Consider the following 15,310-nt stretch of genomic DNA (forward strand, 5'->3'; position numbering starts at 1 on the left):
CAACCCGGCCCTCACGGGCGGGCGACCGAACTATTCCAACGGCACAACCCGCTCCGCCACCCGGAACGCCTCGTGGCAGCGGTTGCAGGCGTTCGCCATCGACGCGACGCCGGCGCGTGCGGCGGCATAATCCTTCCCGGCGGCCGCCTTCGCGAGTTTCACACCCGCTTCCCGCAGGTCCGCGGCCTTCGCCATCCAGGTGTCCTGGGCTTGCCGGGTCTTCGGCGGCCGCATCATGAGCAGGTTCCCCGTCTCGGCGATCAGGAGCGACTGCCCGCGGGCGAAGGCCCAGGTCTGAGCGTCGGCCGGCTTCTCCTGGAACGTGCGGTTCAGGCCGTCGAAGTTCGCCTTCGCCAGCCCGGCCATGAGCAACTTCGTCTCGGCCACCGCCTCCAACTTCGGCGGGTTCGCGACCGGCTTGTTCGGCACCTGCGACACGGCCCCCGGCAGGAAGCCGCAGAACGCGGCCAGCAGCACGAGCAAACTCACGCGGGCGAAGGTCTTCATGGTTGGCCCTTCGGAGGCGGCACTTCGATCTGAACGAGGTCGCCCGTAAGGTGGACCGGGTAGCACCCGGTCTTCACCCGCGGGTTGTCGGCCCACGCCCCGTCGGCGAGGCGGAACCGCCAGCCGTGCCACGGGCAGGTGACGATGCCGTCCTCCACGCGACCGCTGGACAGCGAAGCCGCGGCGTGCGGGCACATGTCGTCGATGGCGTAGTACTGCCCTTGGTGGAAAAACACGGCCACGTCCTTGTTGTTCACGGTGAGGAGCGTGTACTCGTTGTCGGCGATGTCGCCCACCTTGCAAACGGTCCGCAGTTCCGGCACGGCGTGCCCTCATTTCTCGGGGGTCGGTTTCACTCGTTCGGCGTGCGGTATACTTTACCACAATCCCCCACGGAGCGGCACATGCTGGAAATCGAGTTGAAGTTTCGGTTCGACGACTGGGAGCGTGCGAAACAGCAGGTGCAAGAGTGGGGGGGCAGGTTTCTCGAATCGCGGCGGGAGCGGGACCACTACTTCAACGCCCCGGACCGAGACTTCCGCACGACCGACGAAGTCTTCCGCCTCCGGTGCGTCGATGAGGTCGGCATTCTGACTTACAAAGGCCCGAAGCGCGGCGGCGGCGTCAAAACGCGGCCGGAAATCGAGGTTCCCCTTGCGACCGGGACCGTGACTCTCGCCGACGCCGAGAAGTTGATCCTCGCGCTCGGCTACCGGGCCACGGCCGTCGTGATGAAGCAGCGCGAGACGTACACGCTCCAACGCGACGGCTTTGAATTGCACCTCTGTTTCGACCACCTGGGCGGCGTGGGCCGGTTCGTGGAAATCGAAATCGTCACCGACGAATCGCGGACGGCCGAGGCGGCCGCCGTGGTGGAAGCCGTGGCGAAGGACTTGAACCTGACGGTACCGGAACCGCGGGCGTACCTGCGGATGGTGCTGGACGCGAAAGGGATCGACGCATGACGCCGCGGGTGGTGACGACGATTGCCGAGGTACGGGCCGCCGTGGCCGAACACCGGCGTGCCGGGAAGACAATCGGCTGCGTGCCGACGATGGGGGCGCTGCACGCCGGGCACATCGAGTTAGTGCGAATCGCGAAGCAGTCCACGGCCTTCGTCGTCACGACGATCTTCGTGAACCCGACGCAGTTCGGCCCGAAGGAAGACTTTTCCAAGTACCCGCGGACGCTGGACGCCGACGTGAACCTGTTGGCGGCGGTCGATTGCGACCTCGTCTTCTCGCCGAGCGTGGACGAGATGTACCCGGAGGCGTTCACCTACGTGGACATCGCCAAACTCGGCGACCACCTCTGCGGCCCCCGCCGCCCGGGGCACTTCCGCGGCGTCTGCACGGTGGTGTTGAAGCTGTTCAACATCGTGCTGCCGGACGTGGCCGTTTTCGGGGCGAAGGACGCCCAACAGGCCCGCATCATCGTGCGGATGGTCCGCGACCTGAACGTGCCCGTAAGTGTGACGATCGCTCCCACAGTCCGCGAAGCCGACGGCCTGGCGATGAGTTCCCGCAACCGCTACCTCTCGCCGGACGAACGAGCGGTCGCCCCGCAGATTTACCGAGCCTTGCAGGCCATTGCGGCGAGTGGCGAACCGAACGTGGCGAAGCTGGAAGCCGAGTTACACGCGAAGTTGACCGCGATTCCCGGTGCCCGCGTGGACTACGCGAGCATCGTGGACGATGAAACGCTCCAGCCCATCGCGACGATCGCCCGCCCGGCGCTGGTCGCGGTCGCGGTGTTCCTGGGCACGACGCGGCTGATCGACAACGTCACGCTCAGCCCGCTGCGCGGCTGAGCGGCAGGGTAAAGCGAGTGTCCTCGTATCACTCTTCGAAGATCGAAGAGAACGGCACCCCCACCATCTTCAGGTAGACCGAGAGGATGCCGCGATGGTGGGACGTGTGGCTGAAGACCCACTTGCGGAGGCACTCGCCCTTTTTGATCGTGAAGAGCGCCTGACCGCCCATCTTCAACGACCACGGTTCGTCCATGATGGCGTCTGGTACGCCAGCGAGAGCCGCGAGCGACTTTGCCACGTTCTCGTCGAAGATCACCAGGAGTTGCTTCGTGTCGGTCGCCTCGGGTGTGACGTAGGCCGGGCCATCCACGGGGGCCAAGTCGATCCCGTCGCCGGTCACGATGAGCGGAACCCAGCCCGCGATATCGGCGAGGTGGCTCGCGTTCCAGCCAATTGTGTGCAGGCCGTCCGCCGGCTTCCAGCCCAGTTTGTCGTCGGGAATTCGGGCCAGCAACTTCCGCGTCATGGCCATTTCGGCCGCTAGTTCCGGTACCATCAGTTCTGAGATGAGCATGTTCCCTCCGTGTGATAGGCTACCCCATTTCGACCGGGGCCGTCGTCAGCGTAGTGACCGCGGTCGTGCCGGTCAAAGCGACTAGACGAGCGGCCGAACTGCTGATTCGCCTTCGACAAACGGCCTGACGTCCGGTAAAATACCCTCAGACGAGACGGTACTCCCTCCTGCGATAGCTGAGCCATTCGGTTCACGCATCCTGAATTTCGGGTTCAACATGCGCCGATTTGCCGCGATCCTGGTCGCCCTCGCTTGCCCGGCCCTGCACGCCGCGGATAAGCCGACGGCCGAACAGCTCGACTATTTCGAGAAGCACGTCCGCCCCGTTCTCCTGGCCGAGTGCGTGCGCTGCCACGGCGAGAAGAAGCAGGAAGCGGGGCTGCGCCTCGACACGGCCGCCGGGCTGAAGAAGGGCACCGACGCCGGCCCGGCCGTCGTCGCGGGCGAGCCGGACAAGAGTTCGCTCATCAAGTCGGTGCGGCGGAAGGGCGAGTTCCCGATGCCGCCGGACAAGGAGTTGCCGAAGGAGCAGGTCGATGCCCTCGTGCAGTGGGTCAAGGTCGGCGCGGCCTTCCCGGAATCGGCCGCGAAGCCCGTCGCCCCGAACACGGTCAAGACGCACTGGGCCTTCCAGCCGGTGAGCGACCCCGTGCCGCCGGCCGTGCCGAACGCCCGCACCCCACTCGATCAGTTCGTGGTGAAGAAGCTCCAGGAAAAGAACCTCTCGCTTTCGCCGCAAGCCGACAAGCGGACGCTGATCCGCCGGGCGTACTTCGACCTGATCGGCCTGCCGCCGACCGCGGAGGAGATCGAGGCGTTCGAGAAGGACGCCGCGCCGGACGCCTTCGCGAAGCTCGTAGACAAGCTCCTCGCGATGCCGCAGTACGGCGAGCGGTGGGGCCGGCACTGGCTCGACGTGGCCCGGTACGCCGACACGAAGGGGTACGTCTTCACCGAGGACCGCAACTACCCGTATGCGTACACCTACCGCGATTACGTGATCAACGCCTTCAACGCCGACAAGCCGTACAACCGCTTCGTCGTTGAGCAACTCGCCGCCGACAAGCTCGTCCTCGGGGCCGACAAGACGCCACTGGCGGCGATGGGCTTTCTGACCGTCGGGCGACGGTTCAGCAACAACATGCACGACATCATCGACGACCGCATCGACCTCGTCGGCCGCGGGCTGATGGGCCTGTCGATCGGTTGTGCGCGATGCCACGACCACAAGTTCGACCCGATCCCAACCGCCGACTACTACTCGCTCTACGGCGTCTTCAGCAGCAGCAACGAGCCGAAGGAACTGCCGCTGATCGCGGAGGCCGAGCGCACGCCCGCGGCACTGGCGTTCGAGGCGGAATTGCAGAAGATGGAACAGGCCGCCGCCGATTTCGAGCAGAAGATGTACGCTGAGGCGCTGGCCCCGTTCAAGCGGCCGGGGTCGATCGCCGACATGCTGCTGGCCACGAAGGAGACGAAGGGCTTCCCGAGCGACAAGGCCGACAAGTGGGCGGTCGAACGCAAGCTCGACCCGCGGATGCTCGACCGCTGGCGGACGGCCGTGACCGGCGACGATCCGATCTTCGCGCCGTGGCTGGCCTTCACCAACCTGCCGGAGAAGGACTTCGGCGCGAAGGCGAAGGACGCTCTTGCGGCCCTCAAGAAGCCGGCCAACGCACACGTCGTCACCATCCTCAAGGACGCGAAGCCGCAAACGATCGGCGAGACGGCGGCGGTCTACGCGCAACTCCTGGCCGACGCCGCGAAGGGGGCCGTGCCGAACGCCGACGGCGACTGGCAGGCCCTCGTGACTCGCATGGTCGGCGACGGCGGCATCACGAATCCGCTACCGGGCGACACGGACAAACTCGTGCTGATCGCCACGAAGAAGGTCTTCCGCAAGCTCCGCAACGACGCCGCCCTCGCCCGGGTGAAGTCGCCGTTCGCCCCGCCGCGGGCGATGGTCCTGAACGACAACGCCCGTCCGACGGAGCCGGTGGTGTTCCTCCGCGGCAACCCCGGCAATCGCGGCCCCCGCATCCCGCGGCAGATGCCCGAGATCACGGTCGGCCTCGACCGCAAGCCGTTCACCAACGGCAGCGGCCGCCTGGAACTCGCGAACTCGATCGTCGGCCCGACGAACCCGCTGACGGCCCGCGTGATCGTGAACCGCGTCTGGACGTGGCACTTCGGCCAGGGGCTCGTCCGCACGCCGAGCGACTTCGGCCTGCGGTCCGATCCGCCGACGCACCCGGAACTGCTCGACTGGCTGGCGAAGCGGTTCGCCACCGACGACGGCTGGTCGATCAAGAACCTGCACCGCCGCATCATGCTCACGGCGGCGTACCAACAGGCGAGCGTCACGACGCCGGCGATGACCGCGGCCGACCCGGAGAACCGACTGCTCGGCCGCTTCAACCGCCAGCGGCTCGACTTCGAGGGGCTGCGCGACTCCCTGCTCTCCACCGCCGGCACGCTGGACCGATCAAAGATCGGCGGCCGGTCGGTCGATCTGTTCACCGCCCCGTTCACCCCGCGTCGTTCGGTCTACGGCTTCGTGGACCGTCAGAACCTCGCCGGCACACTGCGGGCGTTCGACTTCGCCAGCCCGGACCAGCACACGCCGCAACGGTTCCAGACGACCGTGCCACAGCAAGCGCTCTTCCTGATGAACAGCCCGTTCATCGGCGAAGTCGCGAAGGGCGTGGGCACCAAGGTGAGTAGCGCCAAGACGACGCCCGAGAACGTCACGGCCGTCTACCGCACCGTGCTGAGCCGCAACCCCACGCCGGCGGAACTCGCCCTCGCCGACGAGTTCCTGCAAACACCGGGACCGAAAAACGCCCTGTCGCCGTGGGAGCAGTTGGCCCAGGTGCTACTGCTGAGCAACGAGTTCGCGTTCGTGGATTGAGGGATCGAAAATGCGAATGCCGTCCGCAAGCCGGGTGACGAAGGCCCCCGCGAACCCGCGGTACGAGCCGCCGTTCCAGAGCGGCGACCACATGGACCAGAAGACGTTCCACGAACTGTACAAGCAGACACCGGACGGGTTCAAAGCCGAACTGATCGGGGGAGTGGTCTACGTGGCATCACCCGTCAAGCATGTCTCGCACGGCCGACCTCACGCTCGGATGGCGTTTTGGCTCGGGATGTACTCGGCTGCGACGGAGGGAACGGAGGTCGCCGACAACTCGACGAACATACTCGGCGAGGAAAATGAACCTCAGCCCGACCTCACCATGATTGTGCTGCCCGAGTCCGGCGGACAGACGACGATCAACGCGGAAGATTATCTCGTCGGTCCTGCCGAACTGCTCGTGGAAGTTGCGAACACGACGGCCGCCATCGACCGGCACGCGAAGCGACACGAGTACGAAGCGGCCGGCGTCTTGGAGTACCTCATCGTAGTTGTGCGTAACCGTGAAGTGGAGTGGTTCACCCGCGGCAAGCGCGGCTTCACCGCTCTCAAGCCCGACGCGGCCGGCGTGTTGCGTTCCCGCGTCTTCCCCGGCCTGTGGCTGGACCCGGCCGGCGTCTTCGACCGCACGGCCAAGCGACTACTCGGCGTGCTGAACGAAGGACTGTTGTCCGAAGAACACGCGAAGTTCGTCAAGAAGCTCGTAGCCAAAGCAAAGAGGAACCGATCGTGACCAACCCCTTCCTCAGCCGTCGGCAGATGCTCACCCGCTGCGGCGTCGGCATGGGCCTGCTCGGCTTGACGCAGTTGCTCGGCGACAACCGCCTGCTCGCGGCGGAGCCGAACCCGGCCCACCCGCTCGCGCCGCGAGAGCCGCACTTCCCGGCGAAGGTGAAACGGGTCATCCACGTGTTCGCCAACGGCGGGCCGAGTCAGGTCGACACGTTCGACCCGAAGCCGCTGCTCAACAAGTACCACGGCAAGCCACTGCCTTCCAGCAACCTGCGGACAGAACGCCGCACCGGGGCCGCCTTCGGCTCGCCGTTCAAGTTCCAGAAATACGGCAAGAGTGGCATCGAGGTCAGCGAACTCTTCGCGAAGACGGCCCAGCACATCGACGACATCTGCGTCATCCGCAGCATGCACGCCGACGTGCCGAACCACGAGCCATCGTTCCTGCTCATGAACACCGGCGAATCCCGGCTGGTCCGGCCGAGCCTCGGCAGTTGGGTGACGTACGGCCTCGGCACCGAGAACCAGAACCTGCCTGGCTATGTGGCCATGTGCCCCGGCGGGATGCCGTTGCTCGAATCGCAGAACTGGCAATCGGCCTTCCTGCCGGGCATCTACCAGGGGACGTACCTCGACACCCGGCAGAGCGACCCGGAGAAGTTGATCGAGTACATCCGCAACAAGTTCACCCTTGGCAACGGCCAGCGGAAGCAACTCGACCTGTTGCAGAAGCTGAACAAGATGCACCAAGAGGCCCGCGACGCCGATCCGCAACTGGAAGCCCGCATTCAGTCGTTCGAACTGGCCTACCGGATGCAGACCGAGGCGACCGACGCCTTCGACATCCGCAAGGAGACGAAGCAGACGCTCGACGCCTACGGCAACACCGAACAGGGCCGATCGCTGCTCATCGCTCGTCGACTCGTCGAACGAGGCGTGCGGTTCGTGCAGGTGTCGCACGCGCCGGTGCAGCCGTGGGACAGCCACGACGACCTGGAAGCCAGCCACCGCCGGTTGGCCGGGCAAGTGGACGGGGGTATCGCGGCGTTGATCTCCGACTTGAAGCGGACCGGCCTGTTCGAATCGACGCTCATCGTCTGGGGCGGGGAGTTCGGGCGGACGCCGGTGGTGGAACTCGACCAACCCGGCAGTAACGCCGGCAAGCTCAACGGCCGCGACCACAACCACTACGGCTTCAGCGTCTGGCTGGCCGGCGGCGGCGTGAAGGGTGGGCAGACGGTCGGCGCGACCGACGAGTTCGGCTTCAAGGCCGTCGAGAAGCCGGTCCACGTCCACGACCTGCACGCCACGATTCTGCACCTCCTCGGCTTCGACCACGAGAAGTTCACCTACCGCTACGCCGGCCGCGACTTCCGCCTGACGGACGTGCACGGCCGCGTGGTGAAGGAAGTTTTGGCGTAAGTCGTGGAAAAGAAGTTGGCCACAGATGAACGCGGATGAGCACAGATAAAACAAATGCAGTTCTTCTTCAATCTGTGTTCATCCGCGTTCATCTGTGGCTATGACTAACTCTTCTGACATCGCCCTCGACCTTTGGCAGCACGCCGTCGCCGCGGCCAACCCCGAGGCCGCGATTCTCAACGCCTGCATGGCACTCTACGACGAGCTTTCTCCCCTCCTGAACTCCACCCAGCAGATTATCGCCGTCGGTGCGGGCAAGGCCGGCGGGCGGATGGCCGCGGGGTTGGAAGCGGTCCTGCAAGTCGAGCCGAAACTCGCCGGCGTGGTGAACGTCCCCGAAGGGACGCCGGAAACGACGACGCGCATCCGCCTGCACCCCGCCCGACCGGCCGGCAGTAACCACCCCACGGCCGCGGGCGTCGAAGGGGCCGACGCGATGCTGCGGCTGCTCGCCGCGGCCGGGCCGGACGACCTCGCGTTCTGCCTGCTCTCGGGCGGCGGGTCGGCGTTGTTGCCCGCGCCGGTCGAGGGGGTCACGCTCGAAGACAAGCAGGCGGTGACGAAGTTGCTGCACGCCTGCGGGGCGACGATCAACGAGATGAACGCCGTCCGCAAGCACCTGTCGCGGGTCAAGGGCGGGCGGTTGGCGGAAGCGTTCCGCGGGAAGTTGCTCGTCAGTCTCATCATCTCGGACGTGGTCGGCGACCCGCTCGACGTGATCGCGTCCGGGCCGACGGCCGCCGACCCGACGACGTTCGCCGAATCCCTGGTGGTGCTGGATCGCTACGGCTTACGGGAGAAAGCCCCGCCGCGGGTGGTGGCCCACCTCGAACGCGGCGTGCGCGGCGAAGTGCCGGAGACGCCAAAGGCGGTGCCGCCGAACGTGCGGAACGTGGTCATCGCCTCAAACACTCACGCGCTGGAAGCGGCCAAGGCGCGGGCCGAGTTCCACGGCTATTCGGTCCTCGACCTCGGGCCGTTCGTTGAAGGCGAGACGCGGCAGGTGGCGACGGCCGTCGCGGGAATCGTGCGCAACATCCGCGAACGTGGACAGCCGGTGAAAGTGCCGACGTGCATCCTCCTCGGCGGCGAAACGACGGTGACGCTCGGCGGGTCAACGGGGAAAGGCGGCCGCAATCAGGAGTTCGTGCTGGCGATCCTCGACAAACTTGGCCGCGACGGGATGGCGGGCGTGACAGTCCTTAGCGCCGGCACCGACGGTGAAGACGGCCCGACGGACGCGGCCGGTGCGGTGGCCACGCAGGAGACACTTTTTGCCGCGGAACGCCTCGGCCTGTCAACGGCAACCGCCCTCGCCGCCCACGACGCCTACCCGTTCTTCGACGCGACCGGCAGTTTGATTCGTGGCGGGCTGACCGGAACCAACGTCATGGACCTGCGGTTGGTACTTCTTACATGAGAAAGTGCCGGCAGAATTTTCACTCGGTGGCCGAGCGGTTGTAAAAGTTGCTCGCCTGATCACCCGGCGACCGGAAAACTGGTCGGTTCAAGACCAACCGGGACGAATTTCACTCTGGCACGGTGGTTGCTTTCTATCCTTTCGTCCGACACAGCTTCTCGGAACGGGGCTGGAGCGGAAGAGGCATTGCCGTGCGGGCCGGAACCCGCATCGCAACAAATCGCGGGCGACCTCCTGACGGGTCGCCCGCGATTTTTCATTTCGCGACCTTCGCCAGCAACTCCATCACCGCCTTCGTGATCGCGTCCGACGCGGTCACTTCCAGGTAGCTCGACCGGGCCCGCCAGGTTTCGTACCCGCCCCAGCGGTGCTGTTGCGGCGTCGGCAGGTAGCCGTTGTAGCCGTTGGCCAGCGACACCACGAACGTTTGCGGCAGCGGCGACCGCCGCTTGATCTCCAGGCCGATCTCGGTGAAGACTTCGCACGGGATGCCGACGATCCCGAGGCCGCCGACCCGCATCGCTTGCAACTTCAACTTCACCGTGTCGGGGTACTTCGCGATCAACGTCGTCTCGCGGGTATAGACTTCGTCGGCCCCTTTCAGGGCACGCGAGTCGATCGCCGCGAGAATCAACTCGGCCCGCTTCAGCTCGGCCGCCGTCGGCTTGCGGACCCTCAACTCGACTTCCGCCTCGGCCACCGCGAGGGTGAGGTCGCCGGTGAACTTCGCCTGGTCGTAAGCCTTCTTCGCCGCGGTCGTCACGGCGTCGGCCACGAGGCGGATGCGCTCGCCGGGCTTGTATGGCACGGCCGCCTCGCGGAAGTTGATGTTGTTCACGTCGCCGCTGGTGCCGTTGAATAGGCCGCCGACGAACGCCGGGCCGCCGTTGACCTTTCCGCCGACGGTGTCGCTGAACACGCCGAAGTAGTCCGCCGACAGGGCCGGCGAACCGCCGACGTAGTGCAGCGAGTAGTTGCCGAAGAGGGCCGTCGGTCGCCCGTCCGGCGAACGGGCCGCGAGGATCGACACGGCCGGGTCGGTCGGGCCGGCCGAGGCGATCAGGGCCGGGTTCTGCACGCCGGGGTTCATGCGAACGAGGTCGGTCGTGCCGCCGAACGGGTCGCGGTTCTCGACGCCCGGCTTGATCCACCACCGGCGGTTGAAAACTTGCCCCGGCTCGTCGGCCACGCCCCACCCGAGTTCCGCCGGGGCGAGGTTGGCGTGCGCCTTCGCGATCCCGTCGGCGATCTTGCCCGGCAGCCACGCCACGTACTTCGCGTTCGGCTCACTCTGGAAGACGCCGGTGCTGGTCGGGGCGGTGTGCGTGTGCGTCGCGGAGATGAGCACGTGCCCGGCCGGGATGCCGGTCTTCTCGTGGGCGAGTTCCTTCGCCCGGTCGATCAGTTCCCGCGGCAACATGCAACTATCGACGACCACCAGAGCCAACTTCGTCGTGCCGTCGTCGAGGACGAGGCAGCGGGCGTGCAGCGGGTCATTGACAGACTTCGCCTGGATGTCCGAGAAGCCGCCGTTTACGGAGATCGGGAACTGCTCGGGCGTCACGTTCATGGCGAACGCCCCGGCCCGCACCCGCGGCTTCGGGTCGGCGGCGACGGTCAGGCTGGCGAGGGTGAGTAGGCAGAGGAGCGCACGCATGGCAATTCCCGCGAAGGTGGCTGAAAGGTGGGATGTTGCTGAAGATAACGATTCCGCCGCCGACGGCACCTCGCGAAATTTTCTTCCGTTTCCTGCACGAAACCGGATCGCACTTCCCACTAATGTTGTTGAAGCCACACGAGGAACCACCATGCGCCTGACCCTCCGGACTCTGCTCGCCTACCTGGACGACACCTTGCCCGGCGAGGAGGCCAAGCTCATCGGGCAAAAGGTCGCCGAGAGTCCCGCCGCGCAAGATCTCATCGAGACGATCAAGAAAGTCACGCGCCGCCGCCGGCTTTCGACGCCGCCCTCGGACAAGGGGAGCGGGTCGGACGCCAACGCCGTGGCCGAGTACCTCAGCGACGCCCTGCCGTCGGAGAAGATCGAGGACTTCGAGAAGCGCTGCCTCGAATCCGACGTTCACCTCGCCGAAGTCGCGGCCTGTCACCAGATTCTGACGCTGCTCCTCAGCGAACCCGTTCGCGTGCCGCCGACGGCCCGCCAGCGGATGTACCGCCTCGTGACGGGGCCGGAATCGCTGCCGAACAAGAAGCCCGGCAGCACGGTCCCGGTCGGCGGCATCCTGCCCGACGAGCCGTTGCCCCGGGCGGACGACTCGGACGCGGCGTACCTGCTCGGCATGAAGGCGTTCGGCCAGACGGAGTCGAGCGGTCAGCGGATTGCGCAGTTACTCGTCCTCGGCGGGTTGGTCGTCGGCCTCGGCCTGACGGCGTTCGCCGCGTGGCCGCGGTCCAACCCGTCGGACCTTCCGCCCAAGCGGTCGAACGTGGAAGTCGCGGCCAAGCCCGCCGACGAGGTCAAGCCGAAGCCGGGCGAGAACCGCGAACCGCCGGCCGTGCCGATGCCGCCGCCGATCGAGATTCCAATGGACGAGCAGCCTGCCGCCCCGCCACCGCCCGTGCCGATGGACGCGAAGCCGCCGATGGACCTGGTGCCGGCCGCGCAGCCGCCCAAGCCGGACGCCTTGCCCGTCGGGGTGCTCGACACGCCGGACAAGGTCGTGCTCGCGGAGCGCGGCGGCAAGTGGGTGCGAATCATGCCCGCGATGCCGAGCGTGATGAGCGCCGAGCGACTGGTCGCCCTGCCGGGGTTCAAGGCCAGTCTGAAGCTCGAAGCCGGCCCCGTCGTCGAGTTGTGGGGCAACCTCCCCGACCAAGTACCGATCCCGATTCTCGAATCGTCCGTGACGCTCCACCCGCCCTACGACGGGTTCGACGCCGACCTGACGCTTCACACCGGCCGCATCTTCCTGACGACGAAGAAGCCGACCGGCTCCACGATCCGCGTGCGGTGCGACCAGGAAGTCTGGGACGTGACGCTGCCCGACGACAAGGCCGACGTGGTGGTGGAAGTGACGCACCGCCTCGTGCCGGGGATGATGGTGGACGTGGACCCGAGTGAGAAACCGCTGGCGGCGATCCGCTTGGCCGTCATCAAGGGCGGGGCGAAGCTGAAGGTGCGGTACAAGAACCTGCCCGACCTCGCGGCCAACGACATGGTCTTCTGGTCGAGCAAGGGCGTCGGCTTCCAGGGGCCGACGAAACCGGGGCCGAACCAACCGCCGGTGAGCGCGTCGGTCCTGTCCCGCACGCCGCCCGGGGCGAACGAGGTTCTCGCGAAGGCGATCCAGCAGACGCTGACGGAATTCGCCGAGGGCTTCCGCGAGCCGGACTCGTGCCGCGTGCGGTTGGCCGAGATGCTCGCCGAGCGCGAACCCGGCCTCAACGAGACGATTGCCGAGCAGAGTAAGCGAGCCATCCGGCCGACGATCGCCGTTCTGGGCAACGCCGCCATCGGCGACCTGCCGCCGACGGTGGACGGCCTCGTGGACGAAACCCGGCCCCGCGTCCGCGACGCCGCCGTGTACGGCCTCCTCACGCTGGCCGCGAGTTCTCCGACGGCCCTCGACCAGTTGGCGAAACTGCTCAATGACAAGACACGCCTGTCGGCCGACCAGGCGCAGAGCGCCGTGCGACTGCTCCACGGCCCGACCGAGGCCGAGCGAACCGATCCGAAGGCCCTCGACCAACTCGTGGAGTACCTGAACTCGCCGGTGTTGTCGATCCGCCAACTCGCCTTCTGGCAACTGGTGAACGAAGTCGACCCCGAATCCCGGGGGGTCAAATCGCTGAGCGGGTTCGACGTGGCCGCCCCACCCCTGGCCCGCGACGGGTTCGTCGCCGTCTGGAAGCGCCACGTCGAAGACTTGAAGAAGAAGGAGAAGTGAGGCGGCGAGAGGGATTCAGTCGTTCACTCCGGCAGGTTGTCTTCCCCTCACCCGGCCTTCGGCCACCCTCACTCCAACGGGGAGAGGGGAACACCTCACCGTGTCTGAAATGTCCTTCGCCTCTGCCGCCTGCTACTCCAGTATCACCTCGTGCCCCGCGCGGAAGTCGGTCACTTCGATCTCGACGGATCGGTAGCCCTGCCACTCGTTCAACCGCGGCGAGAAGACCAGCGAACACTTCCCGCCCGCGGACATCAACTCGTCGAAGCGGTCGCCCATGCCGAAGGCCACCGCCCGGATGAGCGTGGTTCCCTGCCGCACGCGGAAGCTCAGGTGGCGTTCGCCCTGGCCCATCCGCCGCGGCGTGCCCTCGATCGTCAACGCCGTCGCGAGGAACCGCGGCTTCGGATTGTCCGCCCCGTAGGGTTCGAGCCGGTCGATGTCCTTCATCAGCCCGAAGGTGAGGGACGCCAGCGGAATCTCGGCGTCGATGACCAGTCGCGGTCGTGGTAAGCCGTTCGGGAACCGCTTCGTCACGGCCGCGGAGAACAGCGTGCGGAACGTGTCGAGGTTCGACGGCCGCACCTTCACGCCGGCGGCAAAGGCGTGGCCGCCGTAACTTTCGAGGACGGCTTCACAGTCCTTCAGCACCTCGTGCAACTCGACGCCCACGATGGACCGGCCCGACCCCGTCGAGGGTTCGTCGTTCGGCCGAAGCGAGACGAGAATCGTCGGCTTGCCGAACTGCTCGGTCAGCCGCCCAGCGACGATGCCGACGACGCCCTGGTGCCAGTCGGCCGACCCGAGGACGAACGCAGAGTGCCCGTCCAGTTGGTGTTCCGCGATCATCTCGCGGGCCTGGGTTGCGATCCGGCGTTCGATCGTCTGCCGCTGCGTGTTGTACCCCTCCAGGCACTCCGCGATCTCACGGGCCTTCACCGGCGACTTCGTCGTCAGCAGTTCCACCACGAGCAGCGCACACCCGAGCCGGCCGGCCGCGTTCAGCCGCGGGGCGAGGCGGAAGCTCACGTCCTCGGCCTTGATCGCGGCGTCCTTCAACTTGCTCGCTTCGAGGAGCGCTTTCAGCCCGAGCAGTGGCCGGGCGGCGATGCGGGCGAGGCCGTGCTTCACGAAGATGCGGTTCTCGTCCTGCAACGGCACCACGTCCGCCACCAGTCCGAGCGCGGCCAGCCCGACGCAGTCGAGCAGCAGTTCGCGGAGTTCCGGCGTCACGCGCTGATTGTTGCTGGCGAGTTGCGCGACCACCCACGCGAGCTTGAACGCTACGCCCGCCCCGGAGAGGCCATCGAACGGGTAGCCGCCCGGCAATCGCGGGTGAACGAGCACGTCGGCGTTCGGCAGCTCATCCTTCGGCTCGTGGTGGTCGGTGATGATGAGTTCGACGCCCTGCCGCCGGGCTTCTTCCGCTTCTTCCACGGCCGTGATGCCGCAGTCCACAGTGATCATCAGGCCCACGCCGTCGGCCTTCGCCTTGCGAATCGCCTCGACGTTCAGACCGTACCCCTCGTCGAGCCGGTGCGGGATGTAGAAGTCGGCCACGCCCCCGAGGTGGTCGATGAGGCGGTACAAGATCGCCGTGCCGGTCACGCCGTCGGCGTCGTAGTCGCCGAAGACGCGGATGCGCCGGCCGTCGCGGATGGCTTGCACCACGCGCTCGGCCCCGGCCGTGACGCCGGGGAGCTTCTCCGGCGGGTGCAACGCGGTCAGCACCGGGTTGAGGAACCGTGTCGCGGCATCGGCCGTCCGCACGCCGCGGTTGACGAGCAGTTGCGCCACCACAAGCGGGATGCGCAGTTCGGCCGTCAGGCGGCGGATGGTGGCGTCGTCGTGCGGCACAAGGTGCCACTGTTTGACTACCGGCGTCACCGGAAATCCTCGCGCGGGGAAACTGGCATTCTATCCGTACCATCGGCGGTTTCCCGCGATCGGTTCCACCAAGTTCCCGACACGCCCCGCCGTCGCAGGCCGTGCGTTCGTTCCGTCCGGTTGTTCCGGCACACTCGGGCCGCCGGACCGGGATTCCTGGAAATTCCTTCAAGGGATCGCTCAAAGTGAT

General features: G+C 66.7%; 12 protein-coding genes. 7 read left to right on the top strand and 5 right to left on the bottom strand.

The genetic code is table 11. The features are described 5' to 3' along the window. Positions 1-30 precede the first annotated feature (30 nt). Positions 31-507 carry a cytochrome c gene (locus tag PX52LOC_RS02260; RefSeq protein ID WP_149108556.1) on the bottom strand — a complete coding sequence of 159 codons (477 nt, stop codon included), beginning with the start codon at positions 505-507 and terminating at the stop codon, positions 31-33. Next, the gene (locus PX52LOC_RS02265; RefSeq protein WP_149108557.1) at positions 504-830 is read right to left on the bottom strand and encodes a Rieske (2Fe-2S) protein; all 327 of its coding nucleotides are present in this window, start codon (positions 828-830) and stop codon (positions 504-506) included. The genes PX52LOC_RS02260 and PX52LOC_RS02265 overlap by 4 nt, the downstream gene beginning before the upstream one ends. A gap of 81 nt (positions 831-911) precedes the next feature. On the opposite strand from PX52LOC_RS02265, the gene cyaB reads away from it, so the two are divergent. Beyond that, positions 912-1,472: a class IV adenylate cyclase gene (gene cyaB, locus PX52LOC_RS02270; protein ID WP_149108558.1), complete on the top strand. Its 561-nt coding sequence runs from the start codon at positions 912-914 to the stop codon at positions 1,470-1,472. Further along, a complete protein-coding gene (gene panC, locus PX52LOC_RS02275) occupies positions 1,469-2,317 on the top strand; it encodes a pantoate--beta-alanine ligase (RefSeq protein WP_149108559.1) in 849 nt (282 codons plus the stop codon). The genes cyaB and panC overlap by 4 nt, the downstream gene beginning before the upstream one ends. Before the next feature lie 28 nt (positions 2,318-2,345). Here the strand turns inward: panC and PX52LOC_RS02280 are convergent, their stop codons facing one another. Continuing rightward, on the bottom strand, positions 2,346-2,834 hold the full coding sequence (locus tag PX52LOC_RS02280) for a DinB family protein (RefSeq protein WP_149108560.1): 489 nt from the start codon (positions 2,832-2,834) through the stop codon (positions 2,346-2,348). A gap of 217 nt (positions 2,835-3,051) precedes the next feature. Here PX52LOC_RS02280 and PX52LOC_RS02285 point away from each other — a divergent pair, with 217 nt between their 5' ends. The 4 genes from PX52LOC_RS02285 (at position 3,052) to PX52LOC_RS02300 (ending at position 9,325) form a co-directional block, all read left to right on the top strand. Beyond that, a complete protein-coding gene (locus PX52LOC_RS02285; RefSeq protein ID WP_149108561.1) occupies positions 3,052-5,745 on the top strand; it encodes a PSD1 and planctomycete cytochrome C domain-containing protein in 2,694 nt (897 codons plus the stop codon). Between the two features lie 16 nt (positions 5,746-5,761). Next, positions 5,762-6,484 (top strand): Uma2 family endonuclease, encoded by a 723-nt coding sequence (locus tag PX52LOC_RS02290; RefSeq protein ID WP_168218765.1) that lies wholly within the window; start codon positions 5,762-5,764, stop codon positions 6,482-6,484. Between the two features lie 26 nt (positions 6,485-6,510). Continuing rightward, the gene (locus tag PX52LOC_RS02295) at positions 6,511-7,905 is read left to right on the top strand and encodes a DUF1501 domain-containing protein (RefSeq protein ID WP_149115398.1); all 1,395 of its coding nucleotides are present in this window, start codon (positions 6,511-6,513) and stop codon (positions 7,903-7,905) included. A 100-nt stretch (positions 7,906-8,005) separates the two neighbouring features. Further along, positions 8,006-9,325 (top strand): glycerate kinase type-2 family protein, encoded by a 1,320-nt coding sequence (locus tag PX52LOC_RS02300; protein WP_149108563.1) that lies wholly within the window; start codon positions 8,006-8,008, stop codon positions 9,323-9,325. Between the two features lie 256 nt (positions 9,326-9,581). On the opposite strand, the gene PX52LOC_RS02305 is transcribed toward PX52LOC_RS02300, so the two are convergent. Then, positions 9,582-10,982 (bottom strand): hypothetical protein, encoded by a 1,401-nt coding sequence (locus tag PX52LOC_RS02305; RefSeq protein ID WP_149108564.1) that lies wholly within the window; start codon positions 10,980-10,982, stop codon positions 9,582-9,584. Between the two features lie 151 nt (positions 10,983-11,133). Between PX52LOC_RS02305 and PX52LOC_RS02310 the strand changes: the two genes are divergently transcribed. Further along, positions 11,134-13,233, top strand: a complete 2,100-nt coding sequence (locus PX52LOC_RS02310; protein WP_149108565.1) for a HEAT repeat domain-containing protein — start codon at positions 11,134-11,136, stop codon at positions 13,231-13,233. 132 nt (positions 13,234-13,365) lie between these two features. On the opposite strand, the gene recJ is transcribed toward PX52LOC_RS02310, so the two are convergent. Next, complete coding sequence (gene recJ, locus PX52LOC_RS02315; RefSeq protein ID WP_149108566.1) at positions 13,366-15,120, bottom strand: single-stranded-DNA-specific exonuclease RecJ; 1,755 nt, start codon at positions 15,118-15,120, stop codon at positions 13,366-13,368. Positions 15,121-15,310: the final 190 nt, after the last annotated feature.

It is taken from the genome of Limnoglobus roseus, assembly GCF_008254045.1.
Lineage (GTDB): Bacteria > Planctomycetota > Planctomycetia > Gemmatales > Gemmataceae > Limnoglobus > Limnoglobus roseus.

What these genes read in the sequence shown, in the direction of transcription:
- PX52LOC_RS02310 (WP_149108565.1), top strand. Translation starts at nt 11,134, where the DNA reads ATGCGCCTGACCCTCCGGACTCTGCTCGCCTACCTGGACGACACCTTG.
- panC (WP_149108559.1), top strand. Translation starts at nt 1,469, where the DNA reads ATGACGCCGCGGGTGGTGACGACGATTGCCGAGGTACGGGCCGCCGTG.
- PX52LOC_RS02300 (WP_149108563.1), top strand. Translation starts at nt 8,006, where the DNA reads ATGACTAACTCTTCTGACATCGCCCTCGACCTTTGGCAGCACGCCGTC.
- PX52LOC_RS02280 (WP_149108560.1), bottom strand. Translation starts at nt 2,834, where the DNA reads ATGCTCATCTCAGAACTGATGGTACCGGAACTAGCGGCCGAAATGGCC.
- PX52LOC_RS02260 (WP_149108556.1), bottom strand. Translation starts at nt 507, where the DNA reads ATGAAGACCTTCGCCCGCGTGAGTTTGCTCGTGCTGCTGGCCGCGTTC.
- PX52LOC_RS02305 (WP_149108564.1), bottom strand. Translation starts at nt 10,982, where the DNA reads ATGCGTGCGCTCCTCTGCCTACTCACCCTCGCCAGCCTGACCGTCGCC.
- cyaB (WP_149108558.1), top strand. Translation starts at nt 912, where the DNA reads ATGCTGGAAATCGAGTTGAAGTTTCGGTTCGACGACTGGGAGCGTGCG.
- PX52LOC_RS02290 (WP_168218765.1), top strand. Translation starts at nt 5,762, where the DNA reads ATGCCGTCCGCAAGCCGGGTGACGAAGGCCCCCGCGAACCCGCGGTAC.
- PX52LOC_RS02295 (WP_149115398.1), top strand. Translation starts at nt 6,511, where the DNA reads ATGCTCACCCGCTGCGGCGTCGGCATGGGCCTGCTCGGCTTGACGCAG.
- PX52LOC_RS02285 (WP_149108561.1), top strand. Translation starts at nt 3,052, where the DNA reads ATGCGCCGATTTGCCGCGATCCTGGTCGCCCTCGCTTGCCCGGCCCTG.